This window comes from Halomonas sp. CKK8 (assembly GCF_029625235.1).
GTDB lineage: Bacteria > Pseudomonadota > Gammaproteobacteria > Pseudomonadales > Halomonadaceae > Halomonas > Halomonas ventosae.
On the sequence record NZ_CP121193.1, the window covers coordinates 1 to 22,575 of the forward strand.

At 67.4% G+C, this 22,575-nt stretch carries 18 protein-coding genes; 10 read left to right on the forward strand and 8 right to left on the reverse strand.

Annotation, left to right across the window (positions count from 1 at the left end; genetic code table 11):
• From dnaA to gyrB, 4 genes are all read left to right on the forward strand, one after another.
• Window positions 1-1,464 (forward strand): chromosomal replication initiator protein DnaA, encoded by a 1,464-nt coding sequence (gene dnaA / locus P8934_RS00005; RefSeq protein WP_106231148.1) that lies wholly within the window; start codon window positions 1-3, stop codon window positions 1,462-1,464.
• A gap of 61 nt (window positions 1,465-1,525) precedes the next feature.
• Window positions 1,526-2,629 (forward strand): DNA polymerase III subunit beta, encoded by a 1,104-nt coding sequence (gene dnaN / locus P8934_RS00010; protein ID WP_133637131.1) that lies wholly within the window; start codon window positions 1,526-1,528, stop codon window positions 2,627-2,629.
• A 58-nt stretch (window positions 2,630-2,687) separates the two neighbouring features.
• Entirely contained in the window at window positions 2,688-3,803 is a 1,116-nt protein-coding gene (recF, locus tag P8934_RS00015; protein ID WP_278032356.1) for a DNA replication/repair protein RecF, read from the forward strand.
• An 11-nt stretch (window positions 3,804-3,814) separates the two neighbouring features.
• A complete protein-coding gene (gyrB, locus tag P8934_RS00020; RefSeq protein WP_133637129.1) occupies window positions 3,815-6,235 on the forward strand; it encodes a DNA topoisomerase (ATP-hydrolyzing) subunit B in 2,421 nt (806 codons plus the stop codon).
• 113 nt (window positions 6,236-6,348) lie between these two features.
• On the opposite strand, the gene gmhB is transcribed toward gyrB, so the two are convergent.
• The 3 genes from gmhB to glyQ all read right to left on the reverse strand — a co-directional run bounded on the left by gmhB (window position 6,349) and on the right by glyQ (window position 10,117).
• Window positions 6,349-6,924 (reverse strand): D-glycero-beta-D-manno-heptose 1,7-bisphosphate 7-phosphatase, encoded by a 576-nt coding sequence (gene gmhB / locus P8934_RS00025; protein WP_278032357.1) that lies wholly within the window; start codon window positions 6,922-6,924, stop codon window positions 6,349-6,351.
• Window positions 6,925-7,103: 179 nt separating this feature from the next.
• Window positions 7,104-9,170 carry a glycine--tRNA ligase subunit beta gene (glyS, locus tag P8934_RS00030; protein ID WP_278032358.1) on the reverse strand — a complete coding sequence of 689 codons (2,067 nt, stop codon included), beginning with the start codon at window positions 9,168-9,170 and terminating at the stop codon, window positions 7,104-7,106.
• Window positions 9,170-10,117 carry a glycine--tRNA ligase subunit alpha gene (glyQ, locus tag P8934_RS00035; RefSeq protein ID WP_278032359.1) on the reverse strand — a complete coding sequence of 316 codons (948 nt, stop codon included), beginning with the start codon at window positions 10,115-10,117 and terminating at the stop codon, window positions 9,170-9,172. Before glyQ ends, glyS begins: the two co-directional genes overlap by 1 nt.
• A 94-nt stretch (window positions 10,118-10,211) precedes the next feature.
• Here glyQ and rfaD point away from each other — a divergent pair, with 94 nt between their 5' ends.
• Both rfaD and waaF read left to right on the forward strand, forming a co-directional pair.
• On the forward strand, window positions 10,212-11,168 hold the full coding sequence (gene rfaD / locus P8934_RS00040; RefSeq protein ID WP_278032360.1) for an ADP-glyceromanno-heptose 6-epimerase: 957 nt from the start codon (window positions 10,212-10,214) through the stop codon (window positions 11,166-11,168).
• The gene (gene waaF, locus P8934_RS00045; RefSeq protein ID WP_278032361.1) at window positions 11,161-12,195 is read left to right on the forward strand and encodes a lipopolysaccharide heptosyltransferase II; all 1,035 of its coding nucleotides are present in this window, start codon (window positions 11,161-11,163) and stop codon (window positions 12,193-12,195) included. The genes rfaD and waaF overlap by 8 nt, the downstream gene beginning before the upstream one ends.
• Here waaF and P8934_RS00050 read toward each other — a convergent pair.
• From P8934_RS00050 to P8934_RS00060, 3 genes are all read right to left on the reverse strand, one after another.
• Window positions 12,192-13,868, reverse strand: coding sequence for a sulfatase-like hydrolase/transferase (locus P8934_RS00050; protein WP_278032362.1), 1,677 nt, complete (start codon window positions 13,866-13,868; stop codon window positions 12,192-12,194). The two genes, waaF and P8934_RS00050, sit on opposite strands and share 4 nt — an antisense overlap.
• Window positions 13,869-14,167: 299 nt before the next feature.
• Complete coding sequence (locus P8934_RS00055) at window positions 14,168-14,938, reverse strand: glycosyltransferase family 2 protein (protein WP_278032363.1); 771 nt, start codon at window positions 14,936-14,938, stop codon at window positions 14,168-14,170.
• The gene (locus tag P8934_RS00060) at window positions 14,935-16,035 is read right to left on the reverse strand and encodes a glycosyltransferase family 9 protein (RefSeq protein WP_278032364.1); all 1,101 of its coding nucleotides are present in this window, start codon (window positions 16,033-16,035) and stop codon (window positions 14,935-14,937) included. Before P8934_RS00060 ends, P8934_RS00055 begins: the two co-directional genes overlap by 4 nt.
• A 56-nt stretch (window positions 16,036-16,091) precedes the next feature.
• Between P8934_RS00060 and P8934_RS00065 the strand changes: the two genes are divergently transcribed.
• Complete coding sequence (locus P8934_RS00065; RefSeq protein WP_278034065.1) at window positions 16,092-17,216, forward strand: glycosyltransferase family 4 protein; 1,125 nt, start codon at window positions 16,092-16,094, stop codon at window positions 17,214-17,216.
• Here the strand turns inward: P8934_RS00065 and P8934_RS00070 are convergent.
• The gene (locus P8934_RS00070; protein WP_278032365.1) at window positions 17,186-17,932 is read right to left on the reverse strand and encodes a 3-deoxy-D-manno-octulosonic acid kinase; all 747 of its coding nucleotides are present in this window, start codon (window positions 17,930-17,932) and stop codon (window positions 17,186-17,188) included. The two genes, P8934_RS00065 and P8934_RS00070, sit on opposite strands and share 31 nt — an antisense overlap.
• On the opposite strand from P8934_RS00070, the gene P8934_RS00075 reads away from it, so the two are divergent.
• Genes P8934_RS00075 through waaA form a run of 3 tightly spaced genes read left to right on the forward strand, consistent with a single transcriptional unit; the run spans window position 17,931 to window position 21,749 of the window.
• Window positions 17,931-19,028 (forward strand): glycosyltransferase family 9 protein, encoded by a 1,098-nt coding sequence (locus P8934_RS00075; RefSeq protein WP_278032366.1) that lies wholly within the window; start codon window positions 17,931-17,933, stop codon window positions 19,026-19,028. The two genes, P8934_RS00070 and P8934_RS00075, sit on opposite strands and share 2 nt — an antisense overlap.
• A complete protein-coding gene (gene hldE, locus P8934_RS00080; RefSeq protein ID WP_278032367.1) occupies window positions 19,018-20,448 on the forward strand; it encodes a bifunctional D-glycero-beta-D-manno-heptose-7-phosphate kinase/D-glycero-beta-D-manno-heptose 1-phosphate adenylyltransferase HldE in 1,431 nt (476 codons plus the stop codon). The genes P8934_RS00075 and hldE overlap by 11 nt, the downstream gene beginning before the upstream one ends.
• Complete coding sequence (gene waaA / locus P8934_RS00085; protein WP_278032368.1) at window positions 20,448-21,749, forward strand: lipid IV(A) 3-deoxy-D-manno-octulosonic acid transferase; 1,302 nt, start codon at window positions 20,448-20,450, stop codon at window positions 21,747-21,749. The genes hldE and waaA overlap by 1 nt, the downstream gene beginning before the upstream one ends.
• Before the next feature lie 22 nt (window positions 21,750-21,771).
• Here waaA and rpiA read toward each other — a convergent pair whose 3' ends face one another.
• The gene (rpiA, locus tag P8934_RS00090) at window positions 21,772-22,446 is read right to left on the reverse strand and encodes a ribose-5-phosphate isomerase RpiA (protein ID WP_278032369.1); all 675 of its coding nucleotides are present in this window, start codon (window positions 22,444-22,446) and stop codon (window positions 21,772-21,774) included.
• Window positions 22,447-22,575: the final 129 nt, after the last annotated feature.

Consider the following 22,575-nt stretch of genomic DNA (forward strand, 5'->3'; position numbering starts at 1 on the left):
GTGTCACTGGCTCTCTGGCAACAATGTCTGGATACCCTGCAGGATGAACTGAATTCGCAGCAGTTCAATACCTGGATCCGCCCGCTGCAGGCGGAGGAAGGGGAGTCCAACCAGTTGCGCCTACTGGCGCCGAACCGCTTCGTGCGTGACTGGGTCAGCGACAAGTATGCCAAGCGGATCAGCGAGCTGATGCGTGAGCTCTCGCCCGCCAAGCCGCCGAAGGTGGTGCTGACCGTCGGCAGTCGCCGCGCGGCGCCGAGCCCTCAACCTCGCGAGCTGGGCAATCCCGTCTCGGCGACACGAGCGCCAGCCGCACCGGCAGTCCAGGTGCCCCCGCGTGGTGATGTGGGGGATGAGCGCGAGATCGATCAGCTGCGCGAGGAGGGCGCCGGCCAGCGGCGCGGCGGCGAGCGCCAGGTGCAGGTGGAGGGGAGCCTCAAGCACAGCAGCGGCCTGAACCCCAACTTCACCTTCGAGACCTTCGTCGAGGGCAAGTCGAACCAGCTGGCCAGGGCCGCTTCTCGCCAGGTGTCCGAGAATCCCGGCGGCGCCTACAACCCACTGTTCCTCTATGGCGGGGTCGGCCTCGGCAAGACCCACCTGATGCATGCCGTGGGTAACGCCCTGGCAACGCGTCGCGAGAATGCCCGCGTCGTCTACCTGCATTCCGAGCGCTTCGTGGCCGACATGGTCAAGGCGCTGCAGCTCAACGCCATCAATGACTTCAAGCGTTTCTATCGCAGCGTCGATGCCCTGCTGATCGACGATATCCAGTTCTTCGCGGGCAAGGAGCGCTCCCAGGAGGAGTTCTTCCATACCTTCAATGCCCTTCTCGAGGGCGGCCAGCAGATGATCCTGACATCTGATCGATACCCCAAGGAAATCAGTGGGGTAGAGGAACGCCTGAAGTCGCGTTTCGGGTGGGGGCTGACGGTGGCCATCGAGCCGCCGGAGCTGGAGACCCGGGTAGCGATCCTGATGAAGAAGGCCGACCAGGCCAAGGTCGACCTGCCACACGACGCCGCCTTCTTCATCGCCCAGAAGATCCGCTCCAACGTGCGTGAGCTGGAAGGGGCCCTCAAGAAGGTGATCGCCGACTCCCACTTCATGGGCAAGACGATCACGCAGGATTTCATCCGCGAATCCCTCAAGGACCTGCTGGCGCTCCAGGACAAGCAGGTCGGTGTGGACAACATCCAGCGCACCGTGGCCGAGTACTACAAGATCAAGCTTGCCGACCTGCTCTCCAAGCGTCGTTCCCGCTCGGTGGCCCGGCCCCGCCAGGTCGCCATGGCTCTGGCCAAGGAGTTGACCAACCATAGCCTGCCGGAGATCGGGGATGCCTTCGGTGGCCGAGATCACACCACGGTGCTGCATGCCTGCCGCAAGGTGAAGGCGTTGCAGGAGGAGAGCGCGGACATCCGCGAGGACTACAAGAATCTGCTGCGGCTGTTGACCAGCTGAACGGAACACCAGCGGTCGGGTCGCCGGCCTCAACCCCTCCAGGACAAGTAGTGGAGCAGACATGAAATTTTCCATCTCCCGAGAAGCGCTGCTGCGCCCGCTGACGCTGGTTGCCGGCGTGGTGGAGCGACGCCAGACCCTGCCGGTACTCTCCAACGTGCTGATTCAGGTCGACCAGGACCAGGTCTCCCTTACCGGCACCGACCTCGAGGTCGAGCTGATCGGCCGCACCGCCGCCAGCCTGGTGGAGGAGCCTGGCTCGGCGACGGTGCCTGCGCGCAAGCTCATGGACATCTGCAAGTCGCTGCCGGACCAGTCCGAGATACAGCTTTCCCTCGAGGAGGGGAGGGCGGTGCTGCGCAGCGGTCGCTCGCGCTTCACCCTTTCGACCCTGCCGGTGGCCGAATTTCCCAATATCGAGGATGATCCGGGTAACGTGGAGCTCAGCCTGCCGCGGGGCATCCTGAAGCACCTGATCGATGCGACCTCCTTCGCGATGGCCCAGCAGGACGTCCGCTATTATCTCAACGGGATGCTGCTCGAATTGGGCAACAATCTGGTGCGTACCGTGGCTACCGACGGCCATCGGCTTGCCGTCTGCTCGCGTCCGGCCGAGATTCAGGTGGAACCCTCCCAGAAGCTGATCGTGCCGCGCAAGGGGGTCCTGGAACTGGTGCGGCTGCTCGATGATGGCGAGGAGCCGGTCAGTCTGACCCTCGGCGCCAGTCATGTGCGTGCCCACACCGGCGACTTCACCTTCACGTCCAAGCTGGTCGACGGCAAGTTCCCCGATTACGAGCGGGTCGTCCCGCGCGGCGGTGACAAGGTCTTCATCGCCGACCGTGCCGAGCTGCGTCAGGTGCTGTCGCGCACGGCCATCCTCTCCAACGAGAAGTACCGTGGCGTGCGCCTGAATCTCGAGGAGGGCAACCTGCGGGTGATGGCCAACAACCCCGAGCAGGAAGAGGCCGAGGAGAACGTCGCCATCGAGTACAGCGGGCCGGCCATGGAGATCGGCTTCAATGTCGGCTATCTCGTCGACGTGCTCAGCGTGCTGGACGAGGATCGCGTACAGATGACCCTGGCCGATCCCAACAGCAGTGCGCTGATGGAAGAGCCCGGCGGCGGCGACGCCATGTACGTCGTCATGCCGATGCGCCTCTGAGGCGCCGGCAGGCGGTACCTGTCTCGGGTGCCGCCATCGCCGCGGTCGATCTCGCCTGATGCCTCTCGAACGCCTTGCCTTCCATGGCCTGCGCAACCTGCAGGCCGTGGACCTGACCCCGGGTCCACGCATCAACCTCTTCACCGGCGCCAACGGCAGCGGCAAGACCAGCCTGCTGGAGGGCATCCATGTCCTGGGCATGGGACGTTCCTTTCGCGCCCGCCAGCTGCGTCATGCCATTGCTCACGAAGCCGACGCCATGACGCTGCACGGCCGCGTGGCCGGCGAGCCGGCGATGGCCATCGGCATACGCCGGCACCGCGAGGGTGGTGAGCTTGAGATGCGCCTGGCGGGAGAACGTCTGGAGCGCGTCTCGCGCCTGGTGGAGACCCTGCCGCTGCAGCTGATCAATCCTGACGCCTTCCGTCTCCTGGAGGGCCCGCCGGCCGGGCGGCGCGAGTTTCTCGATTGGGGCGTGTTTCACGTGGAACATGGTTTTCTCGATGTCTGGCGACGCTTCCGACGCGCGCTGAAACATCGGAATGCCCTTCTCCGGCATGGTAGAATGACAGATGCTTCCCTGGATGCGTGGGAACAGGAGCTGGTGCACTGGGGCGACCGACTGGATGGCATGCGTCGCGACTGGATCGAGAGGTTCGTGCCGGTATTCGAGGACACGCTGGCCGAGCTGATCGCGCTGCCCGGGCTGACGCTGCGCTACTCGCGTGGCTGGGACCGCAGGCGTGAACTGGCGGATATCCTTCGCGATGCCCGTGCCACGGATTGCCAGATGGGCTTTACCCAGCAGGGTCCACAGCGGGCAGAGCTGGGTATTCGTCTCGGCAAGCGTCCGGCGGTGGAAGTTCTCTCCCGCGGCCAGCAGAAGCTGGTGGTGAGTGCCCTCAAGCTGGCCCAGGGGCGCCTGCTCGAGCAGGTCACAGGCCGCACCTGCATCTACCTGATCGACGACCTGCCTGCCGAGCTGGATCTCGAGCATCGCCGGGTCTTCTGCGGCTGGCTGGAACGCATGCGCTGCCAGGTATTCATCACCAGTGTCGACCCCGATGCCCTGGCAGGGCTCTGGCAGCCGGACACCCAGGTGGCGATGTTCCACGTGAAACATTCCGAATCGGGGCAGGGACAGCTGCTGCCACTGGACAGACAGACTTCATGACGGAGTAGTCAATGAGCGAACAGGCTTACGACTCATCGAGCATCAAGGTCCTCAAGGGCCTGGATGCCGTACGCAAGCGGCCGGGCATGTATATCGGCGACACCGACGACGGCACCGGCCTGCACCATATGGTGTTCGAGCTGGTGGACAACTCCATCGATGAAGCCCTGGCCGGGCACTGCAGCGAGATCCGGGTCATCATCCATCCCGACGAGTCGGTGACCGTCACCGACAACGGTCGCGGCGTGCCGACCGACATCCACGAGGGAGAGGGCGTGTCGGCAGCCGAGGTGATCATGACGGTGCTGCATGCCGGCGGCAAGTTTGACGACAACTCCTACAAGGTGTCCGGTGGCCTGCACGGCGTGGGGGTCTCCGTCGTCAATGCCCTGTCCGAGGAGCTGAGGCTGACCATCTGGCGTGCGGGCCAGGTGCACGAGCAGGTCTATCACCATGGGGTCCCCGACGCCCCGCTGTCGGTGGTAGGCAAGACGGAGAAGAGCGGGACCCGCGTGCATTTCCGTCCCTCTTCCGAGACTTTCCATAACATCGAGTTCCACTACGACATCCTGGCCAAGCGCCTCCGTGAGCTCTCCTTCCTCAACTCCGGCGTGGCCATCCGCCTGATGGACGAGCGCAGCGGCAAGGAGGAGCTGTTCCACTACGAAGGTGGCCTCAAGGCCTTCGTCAACCATCTGAATACCAACAAGACCGTGCTCAACCCGGTGTTCCACTTCAATGCCGAGCGCGAGGATGGCGTCGGCGTGGAAGTGGCGATGCAGTGGAACGATACCTTCTCCGAGAACATCTTCTGCTACACGAACAACATTCCCCAGCGGGATGGCGGCACCCACCTGGCCGGCTTCCGTGCGGCCCTCACCCGCTCGCTGAACCACTATATCGAGGCCGAGGGGCTGCTCAAGAAGGCCAAGGTCAATACCTCCGGCGACGATGCCCGCGAGGGACTGACCGCGATCATCTCCGTCAAGGTTCCGGACCCGAAATTCTCTGCCCAGACCAAGGACAAGCTGGTTTCCTCCGAGGTCAAGACCGCGGTGGAGCAGGAGATGGGGCGGCTGTTCTCGGAATACCTGATCGAGAAGCCCAACGAGGCGAAGGCCATCGTCAACAAGATGCTGGACGCGGCCCGGGCTCGCGAGGCGGCGCGCAAGGCGCGCGACATGACTCGCCGCAAGGGGGCCCTGGACATCGCGGGCCTGCCCGGGAAGCTGGCCGATTGCCAGGAGAAGGACCCCAGCCTCTCCGAGCTATTCCTCGTCGAGGGTGACTCGGCCGGCGGCAGCGCCAAGCAGGGGAGGGATCGTCGCACCCAGGCGATCCTGCCGCTCAAGGGCAAGATCCTCAACGTCGAGAAGGCACGCTTCGACAAGATGCTCTCCTCGGCCGAGGTCGGCACCCTGATCACGGCCCTGGGCTGCGGTATCGGCCGCGAGGAGTTCGATCCCGACAAGCTGCGCTATCACTCCATCATCATCATGACCGATGCCGACGTGGACGGCTCGCACATCCGTACCCTGCTGCTGACCTTCTTCTTCCGCCAGATGTCGCAGCTGATCGAGCGCGGCCATGTCTTCATCGCCCAGCCGCCGCTCTACAAGATCAAGCGTGGCAAGCAGGAGCTCTATCTCAAGGATGAGCAGGCGATGATCGATTACCTGACGACCACGGCGCTCGACGGTGCTCGGCTGCATGTCAACGCGGATGCGCCTGGTATCGGCGGTGCCCAGCTGGAAGCCCTCGTCAACCAGTATCGCGATGTGATGAAGCGCATCGATCGCCTCTCACGCGTCTATCCCAATGTCGTGCTGCGCAAGATCGTCCATGCGGCGCATCTCGACGGGGAGCAGAGCCTGCGCGACCGCGTCACCATGCAGAACTGGATCGAGTACCTGCAGGCCGAGATGGATGCCCTGGTCTCCTACGAGGGGGGGCCGCGATACACCTTCCGCCTCGAGGAGGAAGGTGAGCGTGGCGTCTTCCTGCCCGCGGTGACACTGACGGCGCATGGTGTCACCACCGACTATGTCTGGGGCATCGAGTTCTTCACCAGTGCCGACTATCGCGCCATGGCAGGCCTCGGCGAGACGCTGGACGGCCTGCTGGAGGAGGGCAGCTATGTGGCTCGTGGTGAGCGACAGAAGCCCGTGGCGACCTTCTATGATGCCCTGGAGTGGCTGATGGCCGAGGCACAGCGTGGCCTTTCCATCCAGCGCTACAAGGGGCTGGGCGAGATGAACCCGGACCAGCTCTGGGAGACGACCATGAACCCCGATACCCGTCGCATGCTGCGGGTTTCCATCGAGGATGCGGTCGCCGCCGACATGATGTTCAATACCCTGATGGGGGACGAGGTCGAGCCTCGCCGCGACTTCATCGAACGCTATGCCCTGGTGGCCAACCTGGATATCTGATGGCCGAGGCGCGGTGTTCCACGTGAAACATCGCGTTGTCTGACAGGTAACAGAACGACAAGGCCGGCTCTTGAAGCCGGCCTTGTCGCGTTCAGCGTACTGTCTTCCCGGGGCTACTGGGCTGCCTGTCCCTTCTCCTCCCGTGCCAGCAGCCAGTCCACGAAGGCCGCGAGATCATCGAAGACCATCGCGCCTTGGAGCCCTTCCCCCTTTTCCTCCGTACGACGGCCCTTGCCGGTGCGGACCAGCACCGGTCGACAACCCATGGGTTCGCCGGCCTGCAGGTCGCGCAGACTGTCGCCGACCATCCAGCTGCCTTCCAGGTTGTCCAGCGACAAGACCTGCCGAATCTCTTCCAGCAAGCCAGGCAATGGCTTTCGGCAATCACAGTCGTCACCCGGGCCATGGGGGCAGTGTGCGATATGGGCAATTTCTCCGCCGGCCTCGCGAACCAGGTCGCGGAGCCGACCATGCATGGCCTCCAGCACCTCCACGCCATAGTAGCCGCGGGCAATGCCGGACTGGTTGGTAGCGACGGCCACTGTCCAGCCGGCACGGTGGAGCCGGGCGATAGCCTCGACAGCGTCAGGGTAGGGGATCCATTCCTCGAGGGACTTCACGTAGTCGTCGGAGTCCCGGTTGATGACCCCATCTCGGTCGAGGATCACGAGCCTGTCGGCTGCGGGCATGGTGGTGATCTCCTAGGGCAGATTGTCCGTTGTGCAGGAGTGTTTCACGTGGAACATCTCCTGCCAAGCCGGTAATCGGCATGCCGGATGCCTGGATGTTTCACGTGGAACAGGCGGTGTCGGGCATGAAAAAGGCCGGCGATCGCTCGCCGGCCCTCGGTTCTCACCACGAGGATTGCTTACTGCTGGAGCAGGGCGATATCCGCCACCTCCAGGAAGAGGCCTTGGAGGCCGGCGAGCAGGGCCAACCGGTTGCGGCGAACCGCCGGGTCCTCGGCCATGACCATGACCTGGTCGAAGAAGGTGTCCACCGGCTCGCGCAGGCCCGCCAGGGCATCCAGCGCCTCGCTGTAGCGCGCCTCGGCGAAGAGAGGCATCACCGCCTGGCGGCGAGACGCCAGGGCCTCGTAGAGCGCCTGCTCGGCGGGCTCCTGGAGCAGGTCGGCTTTCACCTCGGTGCTGCCGTCGTGCTGCTGCTTGGCGAGGATGTTGGAGACCCGCTTGTTGGCGGCGGCCAGTGCAGCGGCCTCCTCGCGACGAGAGAAGCCCTGGACGGCGCGCAGGCGACGCGCGAAGTCGAGGGGCTGGGTCACCGGGCGGGCACGCACGGCGAGATAGACCTCGGTGTCGATGCCCTCATCGCGAGCCCAGGCGCGGAAGCGGTCGAGCATGTAGGTGAGCACCTCGTCTACGAGCCCTTCGGCATAAGGAAGCTCCTGGTGTTGCGCCGCGGCCAGTTCCAGCAACTCACGCAGGTCGAGGGCCAGCTTGCCCTTGACCAGGATGTTGATCACGCCGATGGCGGCCCGGCGCAGGGCGAAGGGGTCCTTGGTGCCGCTGGGGCGCTGACCGATGCCGAAGATACCGGTGAGGGTGTCGAGGCGATCGGCCAGTGCCAGCGCCAGGCCGGTGCGAGTCCGGGGGATCGCGTCGCTGGCGAAGCGCGGCAGGTATTGCTCCTCGAGGGCCTGGGCCACCTCGGCGGCCTCGCCGTCGTTGGCGGCATAGTAGCGTCCCATGATGCCCTGGAGTTCCGGGAACTCGAGGACCATCTCGGTGACCAGGTCGCACTTGCCGAGCTCAGCGGCGCGCCGTGCCTGAGCCACGTCACCGTCGATGCGACCGGCGATGAAGGCCGCCACGGCGGCGCTGCGATGCGCCTTGTCGGCCAGGGTGCCCAGGGCCTTCTGGAAGACAACACCGGCCAGTTCCGGGGCCCGCTCCGCCAGCGGGCGGCGGCGGTCGGTGTCGTAGAAGAAGGCGGCATCGGCCAGGCGCGGACGGATCACCTTCTCGTTGCCCTGGATGACCTGCTCCGGCTCGTGGCTGTCGATGTTGGCGATGGTGATGAACAGCGGCTTGAGGCGACCCTCGTGGTCGAGCAGGTGGAAGTACTTCTGGTTGGCCTTCATGGACGAGATCAGGCACTCGGCGGGGACCTCGAGGAAGCGCTCGTCGAAGCTGCCGGTCAGGGCCACGGGCCACTCCACCAGGCCGCTGACCTCGACGAGCAATTCCTCGTCGATCACGGCCGTGGCCTCCTGGACCTCGGCCTCGGCCAGTACCTGCTCGCGGATACGCTCGCGTCGCCTGTCGCGGTCGGCCAGCACCCAGGCCTTTTCCAGGGCGCCGAGGTAGTCCTCGGCGTGGGCCAGCTCGATGGGTGCCGGCGCGTGGAAGCGGTGGCCGCGGGTGGTGCGTCCTGCCTGCAGGCCTAGGGCGCTGGCCTCGACCACCTCGTCACCGTAGAGCATGACCAGCCAGTGGACGGGACGGGAGAACTCCACCCGGGAGGCTCCCCAGCGCATGTTCTTGGGCACCGGCAGGGCGCCGATGGCCTTCTCGACGATGGCGGGCAGCAGGGTCGTGGTGGCCTCGCCCTGCTGCTGCTCACGGTAACCGAGCCAGGTGCCCTTGTCGGTCTCCAGATGGATCAGGTCGTCGACGCCGACGCCGCAGGAGCGGGCGAAACCCTCGGCGGCGCGTGTCGGCTGGCCCTCCTTGAAGGCAGCGGCCAGGGCCGGGCCACGACGCTCGACCTCGCGGTCGGGCTGCTTGTCGGCCAGCTCGCGCACCTGGACGGCCAGGCGGCGCGGGCCGCCATGGGCGAGGACCTCGCCGAAGTCGATGTCGGCCTCGACGAGACCCCGGCGGATGCCCTCGGCGAGGGCGTCGGAGAGATCATCGATGGCGCCCGGTGGCAGCTCCTCGACGCCCAGTTCGACCAGTAGGGTATTGGCAGCCATCAAGCGTCTCCCTGTTCGGCAAGCAGTTCGTGGCGCAAGGCCTCGGGGGCCAGCGGGAAGCCGGCGGCCTTGCGCGAGTCAAAGTAGGCCTGAGCCACGTCACGGGCCATGGTGCGCACGCGCAGGATGTAGCGCTGGCGTTCGGTCACCGAGATGGCGTGGCGGGCATCCAGCAGGTTGAAAGTGTGCGAGGCCTTGAGCACCTGTTCGTAGGCGGGCAGCGGCAGGCTGGCGTCCAGCAGCTTGGTGCACTCGCGCTCCTGGTGGTCGAAGGAGGCGAAGAGGAAGTCGACGTCGGCGTGCTCGAAATTGTAGGCCGACTGCTCGCGCTCGTTCTGCAGGTAGACGTCGCCGTAGGTGACGCGGCTGCCATCCGGTGCCACCGTCCAGACCAGGTCGTAGACGCTGTCGACATCCTGCAGGTACATGGCGATGCGCTCGAGGCCGTAGGTAAGCTCGCCGGTGACCGGATAGCACTCCAGGCCCCCGGCCTGTTGGAAGTAGGTGAACTGGGTCACTTCCATGCCGTTGAGCCAGACCTCCCAGCCCAGGCCCCAGGCGCCGAGGGTGGGAGACTCCCAGTTGTCCTCGACGAAGCGGATGTCATGGATCAGCGGGTCGAGCCCCAGGTGCTTGAGGGAGCCCAGGTAGAGATCCTGCAGGTCGGCGGGGGAGGGTTTCATTACCACCTGGAACTGGTAGTAATGCTGGAGACGGTTGGGGTTCTCGCCGTAGCGGCCATCGGTAGGGCGGCGGGAAGGCTGCACGTAGGCCGCGTTCCAGGTCTCGGGGCCGATGGAGCGCAGGAAGGTGGCGGTGTGGAAGGTGCCGGCGCCCACCTCCATGTCCAGGGGCTGGAGGATCACGCAGCCCTGATCGGCCCAGTACTGCTGCAGGGCGAGGATCAGGCCCTGGAAGGTTGTCACGTCTGGCGTCGACTGTGTCATTGGAAGCACCGTTGGCCATGAATTCACGAGCCGTCAAGTATACAATCACCGGAAGATCGGTTATAGGCGCAGGCCCGGAGACGAGAGGATTCCCATGATCGTAGTGACAGGCGGGGCCGGCTTCATCGGCTCGAATCTGGTCAAGGCACTCAATGCCCGTGGCCGGGACGATGTGCTGGTGGTCGACGACCTCAGCGACGGTACCAAGTTCGTGAACCTCGCCGACTGCACCCTCGGCGACTACCTGGACAAGGATGACTTCCTCGCCCGGGTTAAGGCGGCGATGAATGGCGAGGTGTCGCACCTGCCGCCCATCGAGGCCATCTTCCACGAGGGCGCCTGCTCGGACACCACCGAGTGGGACGGGCGCTTCATGCTCGAGAACAACTTCGAGTACTCCAAGGTGCTGCTGCACTTCTGCCAGCGCGAGGGCATTCCCTTCCTCTACGCTTCCTCGGCGGCCACCTACGGGGGCAGCGAGGTGTTCTTCGAGGCCCCGGAGCACGAGAAGCCGCTCAACGTCTACGGCTACTCCAAGCTGCTGTTCGACCAGTACGTGCGTGCCCGCCACGACGACTTCACCAGCCAGGTGGTGGGCTTTCGCTACTTCAATGTCTACGGGCCCCGGGAGCAGCACAAGGGCAAGATGGCCAGCGTCGCCTACCATCACCATACCCAGATCAGCGCCGGCCAGAACGTGAAGCTGTTCGGTGCCTGGGAGGGCTATGAGGCCGGCATGCAGAGCCGCGACTTCGTCTATGTGGGCGACGTGGTGGACGTCAACCTCTGGTTCCTGGATCACCCCGAGGCCTCCGGCATCTTCAACCTGGGCACCGGCCGCGCCGAGCCCTTCAAGGCCATCGGCGAGACGGTGGTCGACTACTATGGGCGCGGCAGGATCGAGTACATCGACTTTCCCGAGGAACTGAAGGGGCGCTACCAGAGCTATACGCGCGCCGACATCAGCCGCCTGCGCGAGGCCGGCTACGATGGCGAGTTCCGTACCGTGGCCCAGGGCGTGCGCGAGTACCTGGAGTGGCTGAATGGCTGAGGGCCCGCAGGTGCCGGCCTCTCGAGAGCCTCGCATCCTGGTGGTCGGGCCTTCCTGGGTCGGCGACATGGTCATGGCGCAGAGCCTCTTCAAGACCCTGAAGACGAGGCAGCCGGGCAGCCGGATCACCGTGGTGGCCCCCGCCTGGTCGCGGCCGATCCTCGAGCGGATGGACGAGGTCGACGAGGTGGCCAGCCTCGAGGTGGGGCATGGCCAGTTCGGCCTGGCCACCCGGCGGCACCTCGCCCGCTCCCTGCAGGGGCGCTTCGACCATGCCATCGTGCTGCCGCGTTCCTGGAAGTCGGCGCTGGTGCCCTTCCTGGCACGGATCCCCCGGCGGACCGGCTTCACCGGGGAGCAGCGCCTGTGGCTGCTCAATGACCGCAGGCGGCTCGACAAGACGGTACTGGACCAGACCGTCAAGCGCTTCGTGGCCCTGGGGCTTCCGGCGGAGGAGGCCTCCCGGGGCGACTTCCCGATACCCCGGCCCCGGCTGCGTCTGGACACCGAGAACCTGGTCGAGCGCCGTGTCGAACTGGGGCTGTCGTCGCGGCCGGCTATCGGCATGATGCCGGGGGCCGAATATGGTCCCGCCAAGCAGTGGCCGCTCGCCTATTTCCGGGAACTGGCGAGATCGCTGGTGATAGAGGGGTTCGAGGTCCGCGTGCTGGGAGGTCCCAAGGACGTGGAGGCCGGCGAGGTGATCGCCGATGCGCTTCCCCACACCCACAACCTGTGCGGCAGGACGCGACTGGCGGATGCCGTCGACCTGCTCGGTGACTGCCAGCAGGTAGTGACCAACGACTCCGGGCTGATGCACGTGGCGGCCGCGGTAGGGACCCGGGTACAGGCCATCTACGGGTCATCCTCGCCGGCCTATACACCGCCGTTGACCGAGAACGCCGAGGTGCACTATCTCGCCCTCGACTGCTCGCCTTGCTTCCAGCGCACCTGCCCGCTGGGCCATACCAACTGCCTGAATCAGCTCATGCCCGAGCGAATCCTGCAGGCAATGCTGGCAAGCTAGGGCAACTCCTCGGGCGCCTCGGGCGCCTGGTCCTTGGGGGTCTCGACGACCTGCTCGACGACCGGCTCCGGGGGCGGCGGTGGGCCCTGCGGCGGCTCCAGGCCTTCCCACAGGCGCTCCTGGAGGGCCGTTTCTTCCCTCAGGCGGGCATTCAGGGTATCCAGCCCGTGCTCCTCGACCAGGGTCGGCTCGGTGGAGAGCAGCGACACTCCCAGCCCCGCGCGATGCCAGTCGATGACGAAACCCATGGCCTCGAGCACCGTGGGCAGGAGATCCATGGTCGATGCCTCGACCTCGAGCCGGCGCGGCTCCAACTGTTCCCCCAGTAGCATGAAGGTATTGTCCCGCTCCCCGGCGACCAGTTGCTCCCAGGCGGAGACGCGCATGGTCAGGTGGTCGCTGGCGACCACCACCAGGGTGTTCTCCAGCAGGCCCTCCTCCTCGAGCCGCTCCACCAGCCGGCGGGCCAGCCAGGCCGAGCACTCCACCGAATAGAGGATGTCCACGCCGTCGAACTCGCCCTGCCTCTCCCGACAGTCGCGGGCCGGGTAGCCGTTGGGGGCATGCCCGGTGATACTCAGGTTGACCAGGCCCCAGGGGCCGTCCTGGCGCTCCAGCCGGCGCATCTCCTCGACGGTGAGGTCGTACAGGGTATCGTCGTAGAGGCCCCAGCTGTTCACGTAGTCGGGGTCCTCGAGCCCTGGCTCCAGTTCTTCCCGTCCCAGGACCCTGTCGAAGCCGTGGTCCCGGTAGAAGACACCCTTGCCGGCGAACCGGGTACTGGCGCCGCCCATGTAGGTGAGGGAGTAGCCCCGGGCGTCGAGCAGGTCACCCAGGCAGTCGACGCCCGGCACCACCTTGCCGAGGGGTTCGAACTGGCTGTCATGCAGCAGCCCGGCGGGCATCAGCGGCGTGCCGCACTGGCTTGCGATCATGCCGGCCATGGTCCAGCCGGTGTTGTCGACCTGGCGGACCCCCTCGAAGACCACGGCCTTCTCGCCCAGGGCCTCCAGATGGGCATAGGCATCACCGAAGCGCTCCCGGTCGGCATAGGTGCGCTCGAGGCTCTCCAGGTAGAGCAGCAGCAGGTTGGGCGGGTCGCGCGGGGCCTCGAGGATGACTGGCTCGACATACTGGCGCTCCAGCCAGGCGCCATCCTCGGTGACGATGGCGGCGCCGCGCTGACCGATGCCATAGAGCATGGGGTTGCCCGCCAGCAGGGCCAGGGCGAGCAGCCGCTCCGCCAGTCGCCAGCGATGGTCGACCCGCACCAGCCAGGTGAAGGAGACCAGCAGCAGCAGCATGCTCAGGGTATAGAAGATGGCGGCGCCGATGCGCTCCCCGCCGCCATGCTCCTCCATGCCGGCCTGGAGGTGGAAGAACACTGCGCCGAGATCGACCATGCCGAAGCTGTCGGCGAGGTAGACGTAGAGCCCCCACAGGACGATCGGCAGCAGCGACCAGGGCCAGACCCTGCGTACGGGGTGGGGATGCGGCGGTGCCCCCCAGCGCCACCGGCGGGCCAGCAGCAGCCATCCCCCGGCGACTGCCACCAGGCCCCAGGTGGGGAGGCGCGTCAGGGTCGCCACGGTGAAACCGAGCCACAGCCCGATGACGAGCAGGGCCCACCAGCGCGGCTGGCGAAGCGGGGGCGGCAGGAAACGGCGGATCATGGGGGAGGGACACTGAGGTGAGTTCGGCACCAGCTTACCAAGGGACAGGAAACGAATGCACTGATGGGCGCTTGAGGCACTTCAGGTTACTCCCGATTCCTGCAAGATTATTCGGATATTCTGTCGCGTGGATATCGTGATCCTGCCATGTCCTCACCGTGACCGCTGGCCTGGCGGTGTCCTGATGAAAGCTGCCCTCACCCTGCTGACGAGTCGTATCATCAAGCTGGTGGCCAACCTGCTGAAGCTTCTGTTTCCCCCGTTTCAGGACGCCTTCCCGGGTTCGCATGATCAGGGAGTCAGGCCGACTCAGAATGGTCGGAGCGCTCCCTCTCGTGGAGCTCGTTGAGCTTGGCGTACTTCATGTAGGCATGAAACGCGGTGGTCACGGCCACCGTCATCCCGTCCGCGCCCTGGAACAGGCCCCCCTTGAGGATCAGCTTCCTCAACAGGGCACTGAGTGCATGCCAGGTTGGCCGGTAGCGGGAGGGTCCCTTCCCCCGCTGCTTCATCGCCCAGGCATCGCGGCTCGAGAGCTGATCGATGCGGATGATCCAGTGGGAGAGGTCGCGGTAGGTGAAGTGCCGGATATGGCCCCCCGTGTCCAGGACCTTCGGTGCCTGCACGGAGGAGTGGGCCTTCTTCGGCAGGTAACCCGAGGTGGTACGGTTGTAGAGCCGTGTCACGGGATCCGGGTAGAAGCCGGCCGCCCTGATCCAGTGGTGGCCGGCAAAGTTGCGTCGCTTGAAGCGATAGGCCTTGTCGGGATCCTCCAGCGCCAGTGCCCGGATGGCCGCAACGGCATCCTCCTCGAGGCGCTCGTCGGCATCGAGGGCCAGGATCCAGTCGTTGCGCGCCCGGGGCACGGCGAAGGCCTTCTGGGGACCGTCTCCCAGGTAGGGCTGATGAATGACGTTGGCACCCTCGCGCTCGGCGATCGCCACGGTATCGTCGCGGCTCCCCGAGTCCACGACGATGATCTCGTCGCAGACGGGGCGCAGCGAGGCGATGCAGTCGGCGATATTCTCCGCCTCATCGAGGGTGATGATGATTCCGGTGATCGGCGTCATGGTGTCGTCTCGCGGGTCGGGAAGTGGCCCAGGTGGCCGGCGATCCGGCTCGCCGCGGCCTCCAGGTCGATGCTCTCCATGTCGCGCTCACCGGCCCCCGGGGGCGGACAGAAGGCGAGCCGGTGGGCCTCGGCGTTGCAGGTCTGCCAGCGCAGCGGGGTGGCAGAGCGGCGGGACGGATAGAAGCCCGCGGTGGGGCGGTCCAGGCAGCCGGCGATGTGCAGGGGGCCGGTGGAGCCGGCGATGAACAGGTCGGCGGCCGACAGGCTGAGGGCGAAGTCATCGAGCCCGTGGCGGGGTGGCAGCAGGTCTGCCGTCACTCCTTCGCCGACCAGGCGCTCGCGGAGCCTGTCGGCCGCGGCCTCCTCGCCCGGGCCGGCAGTGAGCACCCAGGCCGGGGCGGGGCGACTCGCCGCGGCCAGTCGCGCCTCCACGCCCAGCACCAGGGTGGCATAGCGCTCGAGGGTGAGGTTCACGGCCGAGCCGCCGCTGCCGGGATGCAGGAAGAGCCAGGGGCGTGAGTCGTCCAGGCCCAGCTCATCGGCAATGCGCGCCCGCTGCGCCGCGCGGGTCCCCTCGGGAAGCGGCCAGTAGGGCGGATCGGGGCGTGCCGGCACCGCAAGCCCGAGTTCTGCCAGCAAGGCCTCGGCCAGCTCCAGGTTGTAGAGGTACTCCGGTTTCTCGGAGCGCGACCTGCGCTGCACGATGCGTCGGTTGTAGAATAGCTGGGCCCACTTGGTGGCCGGGGCGAGGCGCAGGGGAATGCCGGCCCGCCAGCCCAGCCAGCCGATGCGCGGGGTGGAGAAGAGTGTCAGCAGGGCATCGAAGCGCGCCTCGTGCAGGCGCTTGAGCAGCGTCCGGTGCCCCGCTCGGCCGCCGGCGTCACCGGGGTCGATCAGCACCTCGTCGATCCAGGGGCATTGCCTGGCCAGCGGCGCAGTGTAGGCGGGAACCAGGACGCTGACACGGGGCGCCGGATCGACGGCCTTGAGGCAGGCAAGTGCCGGCCAGGCGAGCATGAAATCCCCGAGCTTGTCGTTGCGAACCACCAGCAGGCGAGGGCGGTCGCCGTCCCCGCAGGCAGGGCGAAGTGTCATCATCCGGGCTCCCGAGCCCCGTCACCGTAAAGGAGACCCCCTTGTCCCGCAAGGTCATGCATATCTGCCTCTCGAACGGCTGGGGCGGACTGGAAATGTATTCATCGCGGATTATACCCGAGCTGAGGCGGCAGGGGTGGGCGGCCCATGGCCTGGCGCTGTCGGGCTCACGGGTCGCCGCCAGCCTTGTTGATGCCGGCATCACACCGCTGACCGTGGCCTCCCGTGGCCAGGCCCTGCTGAGGGTGGGGCGCCTGCTCCGATACCTGAAGGCCCACGATATCCGGATCCTCCACTGCCACAAGTCCAGCGACCTGCGCCTGGGGGCCCTGCTGGTGACCCTGCGTCCCTCGCTGCGGCTCTTCTTCACCGACCACATGGGCGTCACGCGTCCCAAGAAGGATCCCTACCACCGCTGGGCCTACGGCAAGGTGACGCGCATCTTTTCCATCAGCGAGGCGACGCGGCAACGTAACCTGGTGGCCTTCCCGTTGCCGCCCGGACGCATCCGCCGGCTCTACCTGGGCATCGACCCGGCACCCTATGTGCCGCGCCTCACCGGTTCAGAGCGGCAGGCGCTGCGCGACGCGCTCGGTATCCCGTCGGGGGCGGTGGCAATCGGCCTGGCAGGCCGGCTGACCCCGGGCAAGGGCCAGGGCATCTGGATCGAGGCGCTGGCCGGGCTCTCCGAGCGCTATCCGGCGCTGGCCTGGCACGGGGTGCTGATCGGCGGGCTGACCGCCGCAGAGGGCAGCAGCGAGGCCTTCGTGGCCGAGCTGCGCGACCGCGTGGCCGAACTCGGCCTGGGCGAGCGGCTGACCTTCGCCGGCTTCCGGGCGGACCTGCCGAGGCTGTTCGAGGCCCTCGACATTGTCTGTGTGCCGTCGCGCAACGAGGCCTTCGGCCTGACTGTGATCGAGGCCATGGCCGCCGGCAAGGCCGTGGTCGGCGCCGACAGCGGGGCCATTCCCGAGCTCATCGATGGCGAGACGGGCCGCCTTGCCGCGCCCGATGATTCCCTGGCCTGGCGTGACGCCATGGGGGAGCTGGCCGGGGACGCCACACTGAGGCAGTGCCTGGGGGAGGCGGCCCGAGAGAAAGTGAATGCTCACTTCACCCTGGCGGCCCACGTGCAGGGCCTGGTGGAGGCTTATGCCGACACCTGCGTGGGCAGCTCATAGGCCTCGCGGATGGCCACCATGGCGCCGGGGGCACTGAACTTCACCAGCGAGCGTTCGAGACGCGCCAGGTTGCCCGCCTGCCAGGCGCCCTTGGGGCGCAGCCGGCAGCGGTCGAGGTCGATCAGCCACACCTCGCCCTTTGGGTCGACCAGCAGGTTGCGGGCATTGAGGTCCACGTGATCCAGGCCGACATCGTGGAAGCGCCGGATGGTGGTACCGACGCGCGCCAGCAGCGCGGCGCCGGCCTCATCTTGCTGCAGGAGGTCTGCCAGGGCGCGGGCGTCGGGGATGCGCTCGGTGATCAGCGACGCCTGGTAGGTGAGGCCATGGCGGGTCACCCGAGCGGCGACCGGCCGAGGCACGGGCAGGCCGCGCGCATGCAGGTCGGCGGTCAGGCGGCACTCGCGAAAGGCGCGGGTCCGCTCCAGGCCGGTCCACAGGTAGCGGTCGTCGCTGAGCCGGGCGATAAGGCCGCCGCGACGATAGGGCCTGAGCACCCACTGGGCGCCTGCCTCGAAGGGGCTGGCATCCAGGAAGAGGCTGGCCCCGCGCCCCGGGGCCTCGCCGATGACCCGGCCGGCGTCGCGCCAGTAGTCGGGATCGAAGCCGTGAAGGGGGAGGGGCGGCGCCGTTTGTGACGCCCGGTCGGCGTCACATAAACTGTCCGCATCATATAGAATGAAAATCTTTCCCGCTCGATACGTTGCCAACCGCATGAAGCATCCTCTGCCCGCCCAACCCCAGCATATCTGCGTACTGCGGCTCTCCGCCCTGGGCGATGTCTGTAACCTGGTGCCGACGGTGCGTGCCCTGCAGCGCCAGTGGCCCGAGGCGAGGATCACCTGGATCATCGGCAAGGGCGAGCACAGTCTACTGGCGGGCCTATCCGGGGTCGAGTTCATCGTCTACGACAAGGCGACGGGGCTTGCCGGCATGCGCGCCCTGTGGCGCGAGCTGGCCGATACCCGCTTCGACGTGCTGCTGCACATGCAGCAGGCGCTGCGGGCCAGCGTGCTCTCCCTGGGGCTCAAGGCCGATGTGCGGGTGGGCTACGACAAGGCCCGTGCCAAGGATGCCCAGCACTGGTTCACCCAGCGCCACCTGACGCCACATCCCCGGGCCCATGTGCTGGAGTCCTTCCTGGACTTCGCCCGCCTGCTGGACGTCGAGGACCTCTCGCTGGCCTGGGACCTGCCGGTGCCCGGAGCGGCCGTCGAGGAGGCGAGGCAGGTTACCGGAGAGTCGCCCTACCTGCTGATCAGTCCCTGTGCCAACCCGCGCCTGCGCAACTTCCGCAACTGGTCCGCCGAGGGCTATGCGGCGGTGATCGAGCATACGTGGCGCCAGCATGGCCTGAGGACGGTGCTCACCGGCGGTGGCAGCACCCAGGAGCGCCAGCTCGGCGAGCGCATCCAGGCCCTCTGCCCCGACGGGGTGGTGATCGATGTCATCGGCGAGACCTCGCTCAAGGGGCTGCTGGCACTGATCCGGGGGAGCCGGGCGGTGATCGCCCCGGACTCGGGCCCGGTACACATGGCCAATGCCCTGGACGCCCCGGTGGTCGGGCTCTTCGCCACCACCAACCCTGACCGATCCGGCCCCTACCGGTGGCGTGACTTCGTGGTCGACCGCTATGCGGATGCCGCGCGTACCTTCCTGCACAAGGAGCCCGCGGAACTCTCTTGGGGTCAGCGAGTCCGTCATCCGGATGCCATGTCGCTGATTCGTGCCGAAGACGTGATCGAGCGCCTCGAGGCGGTGCTGGCCCTACCCGAGACCCCACAGGACACGGAGTCCCCCGATGAAGCTTGACCTGACCGCCCTGGAGCGCTCCCGCCTGCTGGTGGTGGGCGATGTCATGCTCGACCGCTACTGGCATGGCGGCACCTCGCGCATCTCCCCGGAGGCGCCGGTGCCGGTGGTCCGGGTCGACGAGTCCGAGGACCGCCCCGGGGGGGCCGCCAACGTGGCCCTCAACATCGCCTCCCTGGGCGCCCATGCCGCCCTGGCGGGCCTGGTGGGCGACGATGACAATGCCGACCGGTTGGCCTCCCGGCTGGAGGATGCCGGAGTGAGCACTCACTTCGATCGCAGCCCTGGTATTCCCACTATCACCAAGCTGCGGGTGATGAGCCGCAACCAGCAGCTGATCCGCCTGGACTTCGAGGAGGGCCTTGGTGACGTCGACACCACCGGGCTGCTGGCGCGAGTCGAGGCGGCCCTGCCCGATTGTGACCTGGTGATTCTCTCCGACTACGGCAAGGGAACCCTGAACCAGGTCGAGGCGCTGATCCGGCTGGTCAAGGCCGCCGGCAAGCGGGTGCTGGTGGACCCCAAGGGCAGCGACTTCAGCCGCTACCGCGGGGCCAGCGTGATCACTCCCAACCTGGGCGAGTTCGAGACCGTGGTGGGCCACTGCCGGGACGACGCCGAGCTCGCCGCCAGGGGCGAGGCGCTGCGTGCCGAGCTGGAGCTGGAGGCGCTGCTGATCACCCGCAGCGAGAAGGGGATGACGCTGATTCGCGAGGGGCACGAGCCCCTGAACCTGCCCACCCGGGCCCGCGAGGTCTTCGACGTCACCGGGGCGGGCGATACCGTGATCGGCGTGCTCGGCCTGGCGCTGGCGGCCGGGCACGGCTTCGCCGAGGCGATGACCCTGGCCAACCTGGCCGCTGGTCTGGTGGTGGCCAAGCCCGGTACCGCGACCCTCTCCATTGCCGAGCTCTATACCGCCCTGCACGGCGACAAGCTGGCGGAGTTCGGGGTGATCGAGGAGCCCGCGCTGATCGAGGCGGTGCGTGCCGCCCAGGCACGTGGCGAGCGGGTGGTGATGACCAATGGCTGCTTCGACATCCTGCATGCCGGCCACGTCGCTTACCTGGAACAGGCCCGGCGCCTCGGCGACCGGCTGGTGGTGGCGGTCAACGACGATGCCTCCATCGGCCGCCTCAAGGGCCCCAAGCGGCCCATCAATCCCCTGGCGCGGCGCATGCAGGTGCTGGCCGGCCTGGGCGCCGTCGACTGGGTGGTGCCCTTCGGCGAGGACACCCCCCAGCGGCTGATCGAGGCGGTGCTGCCCGACGTACTGGTCAAGGGTGGTGACTATCGTCCCGAGGAGATCGCCGGCGGCGCGGCCGTCCGCGAGGCGGGGGGCGAGGTCAGGGTGCTGGGCTTCGAGGATGGCGTCTCCACCACGGCGATGATCTCCACCATCCTCGACCGCGAGACCTGATGCCGGCGCCACGACCCTGGATCTGTCGGGGCTATGCGACGCTCCTCTACCTCCTCGCGCCGCTGATCTGGCGACGCGTCTGGCGCGAGCAGCTGCCCGGCCGGCCGCGTCGCGAGCGGCTGGGCCTCATCCCGCCCTCCGCCAAGGGGGCACGCACCCTCTGGCTGCACTGCGCCTCGGTGGGCGAGGTGCAGGCCGCCCGGCCCCTGATCGAGGCGCTCGGGGAGCGCTGGCCCAGTCACCGCCTGGTCATCACCACCATGACTGCCACCGGGGCGGAGCGGGTGCTGGCGCTGGCAGGGAATCGCCATGATTCGGGGAGTGAGGGCGAAGTGAGCCATCACTTCGTGCCGCTGGACTTCCCCGGGGCGGCTCGCCGCTTCGTCGCCCGGCTGCAGCCCGACCTCGCCATCTTCTTCGAGACCGAGCTGTGGCCCAACCTGCTGGCGGCCTGTGACCGGGCGGGGGTGCCCGTGGCGGTGGTCAACGGTCGTCTCTCGTCCCGCGCCTTCCAGGGCTACCGTCGACTGCGCCCCCTGATGGCGGAGGCCCTGAGCCATGTGGCCTGGCTGGCGGCCAAGTCCGAGGCCGATGCCCGACGCTACGCCGATCTGGGCATGGCACCGGCCCGCACCACGGTGGTGGGCTCGCTGAAGTTCGATATCGGCACCGGCGGCGAGGCCCGTGAGGTGAGTGAGCGCTTGCGCACCCGGCTGGGCAGCCGGCCGGTCTGGGTGGCCGGCTCCACCCACCCCGGCGAGGACGAACAGGTGCTAGGAGCCCATGCCCGCCTGCTCGAGCGGCTTCCCGATGCCTTGCTGGTCCTGGTGCCCCGCCACCCCCGCCGCTTCGACGACGTGGCCGCGCTGTGCCGCCAGGCGGGCCTGACGCTGGCGCGCCGCTCGCGTGACGAGTGGCCCGGGGACGACACGGCGGTCTACCTGGGCGACACCATGGGGGAGCTGCTGGCGCTCTATGGCGCGGCCGACCTGGCCTTCGTCGGTGGCAGCCTGGTGCCGATCGGCGGGCACAACCTGCTGGAGCCGGCCGCCCAGGGCATCCCGGTGCTCACCGGGCCGGCGCTGGCCAACTTCGAGGACGTGGCCGAGGTGATGCGCGGGGCCGGGGCCCTGGTGGAGGTCGACGATGCCGGGGCGCTGGCCGCCGAGCTGCTGCGCCTGTTCGGCGACCGGAAGGAGCGACAGCGCCTCGCCGAGGTCGGCCGCGAGGTGGTCGCGGCCAACCGGGGCGCCCTGGCGCGCACCCTGGCGGGGCTGGAAGGCCTGATGCCGGCGGAGTGAGTGCTCGCTTCTGCATGTCGGGTCAGGCGGGCAGCAGACGCTCCACGCCCTGTTCGGTGCCCAGCAGCAGCACATCGGCACCGCGGGCCGCGAACAGACCGTTGGTGACCACGCCGACGATGGCATTGAGCCGTGCCTCCATGGCCACCGGGTCGTCGATCATGAATTCGAAGCAGTCGATGATCTGGTTGCCGTTGTCGGTGACCACCCCCTGGCGATAGACCGGATCGGCCCCCAGCTTGACCAGCTCCCGGGCCACGTAGGAGCGGGCCATGGGGATCACCTCCACCGGCAGCGGGAAGGCGCCCAGCCGCTCGACCCTCTTGGAGGCATCGGCGATGCAGATGAAGCGCTCGGCGCAGGCGGCGACGACCTTCTCCCGGGTCAGGGCCGCCCCGCCCCCCTTGATCATGTGCAAGTGAGTGTTCACTTCGTCGGCACCGTCGATATAGAAGGGGACGGTGCCGGCCTCGTTGAGCTCGAAGACCTCGATGCCGTGGCCGCGCAGGCGCTCGGCGCTGGCCTCGGAACTCGCCACGGCACCGCGGAAGTCATGGCGCAGCGCCGCCAGCCGGTCGATGAAGCGGTTCGCGGTGGAGCCGGTGCCGATGCCAAGGATGGTGTCGCGCTCGAGGCGGGGGCGGATCTCGTCGATGGCGGCGGCGGCCACGGCGTCCTTGAGTTCGTCCTGGGTCATGTCGTGCTCGCTGTCGGGTGGATGGCGAATGCCGCGCCATTATAGGCGATGCCGATGGCGGGTGCTGGACGCCATGGCCACCGCAATGCTACCAATAAGGGTTCCTCGCGGCGCCGCTCACGGTGCCCC

Coding starts and splice junctions, on each gene's coding strand:
- dnaN (WP_133637131.1), top strand. CDS start 1,526: ATGAAATTTTCCATCTCCCGAGAAGCGCTGCTGCGCCCGCTGACGCTG.
- recF (WP_278032356.1), top strand. CDS start 2,688: ATGCCTCTCGAACGCCTTGCCTTCCATGGCCTGCGCAACCTGCAGGCC.
- gyrB (WP_133637129.1), top strand. CDS start 3,815: ATGAGCGAACAGGCTTACGACTCATCGAGCATCAAGGTCCTCAAGGGC.
- gmhB (WP_278032357.1), bottom strand. CDS start 6,924: ATGCCCGCAGCCGACAGGCTCGTGATCCTCGACCGAGATGGGGTCATC.
- glyS (WP_278032358.1), bottom strand. CDS start 9,170: ATGGCTGCCAATACCCTACTGGTCGAACTGGGCGTCGAGGAGCTGCCA.
- glyQ (WP_278032359.1), bottom strand. CDS start 10,117: ATGACACAGTCGACGCCAGACGTGACAACCTTCCAGGGCCTGATCCTC.
- rfaD (WP_278032360.1), top strand. CDS start 10,212: ATGATCGTAGTGACAGGCGGGGCCGGCTTCATCGGCTCGAATCTGGTC.
- waaF (WP_278032361.1), top strand. CDS start 11,161: ATGGCTGAGGGCCCGCAGGTGCCGGCCTCTCGAGAGCCTCGCATCCTG.
- P8934_RS00050 (WP_278032362.1), bottom strand. CDS start 13,868: ATGATCCGCCGTTTCCTGCCGCCCCCGCTTCGCCAGCCGCGCTGGTGG.
- P8934_RS00055 (WP_278032363.1), bottom strand. CDS start 14,938: ATGACGCCGATCACCGGAATCATCATCACCCTCGATGAGGCGGAGAAT.
- P8934_RS00060 (WP_278032364.1), bottom strand. CDS start 16,035: ATGACACTTCGCCCTGCCTGCGGGGACGGCGACCGCCCTCGCCTGCTG.
- P8934_RS00065 (WP_278034065.1), top strand. CDS start 16,092: ATGCATATCTGCCTCTCGAACGGCTGGGGCGGACTGGAAATGTATTCA.
- P8934_RS00075 (WP_278032366.1), top strand. CDS start 17,931: ATGAAGCATCCTCTGCCCGCCCAACCCCAGCATATCTGCGTACTGCGG.
- P8934_RS00070 (WP_278032365.1), bottom strand. CDS start 17,932: ATGCGGTTGGCAACGTATCGAGCGGGAAAGATTTTCATTCTATATGAT.
- hldE (WP_278032367.1), top strand. CDS start 19,018: ATGAAGCTTGACCTGACCGCCCTGGAGCGCTCCCGCCTGCTGGTGGTG.
- waaA (WP_278032368.1), top strand. CDS start 20,448: ATGCCGGCGCCACGACCCTGGATCTGTCGGGGCTATGCGACGCTCCTC.
- rpiA (WP_278032369.1), bottom strand. CDS start 22,446: ATGACCCAGGACGAACTCAAGGACGCCGTGGCCGCCGCCGCCATCGAC.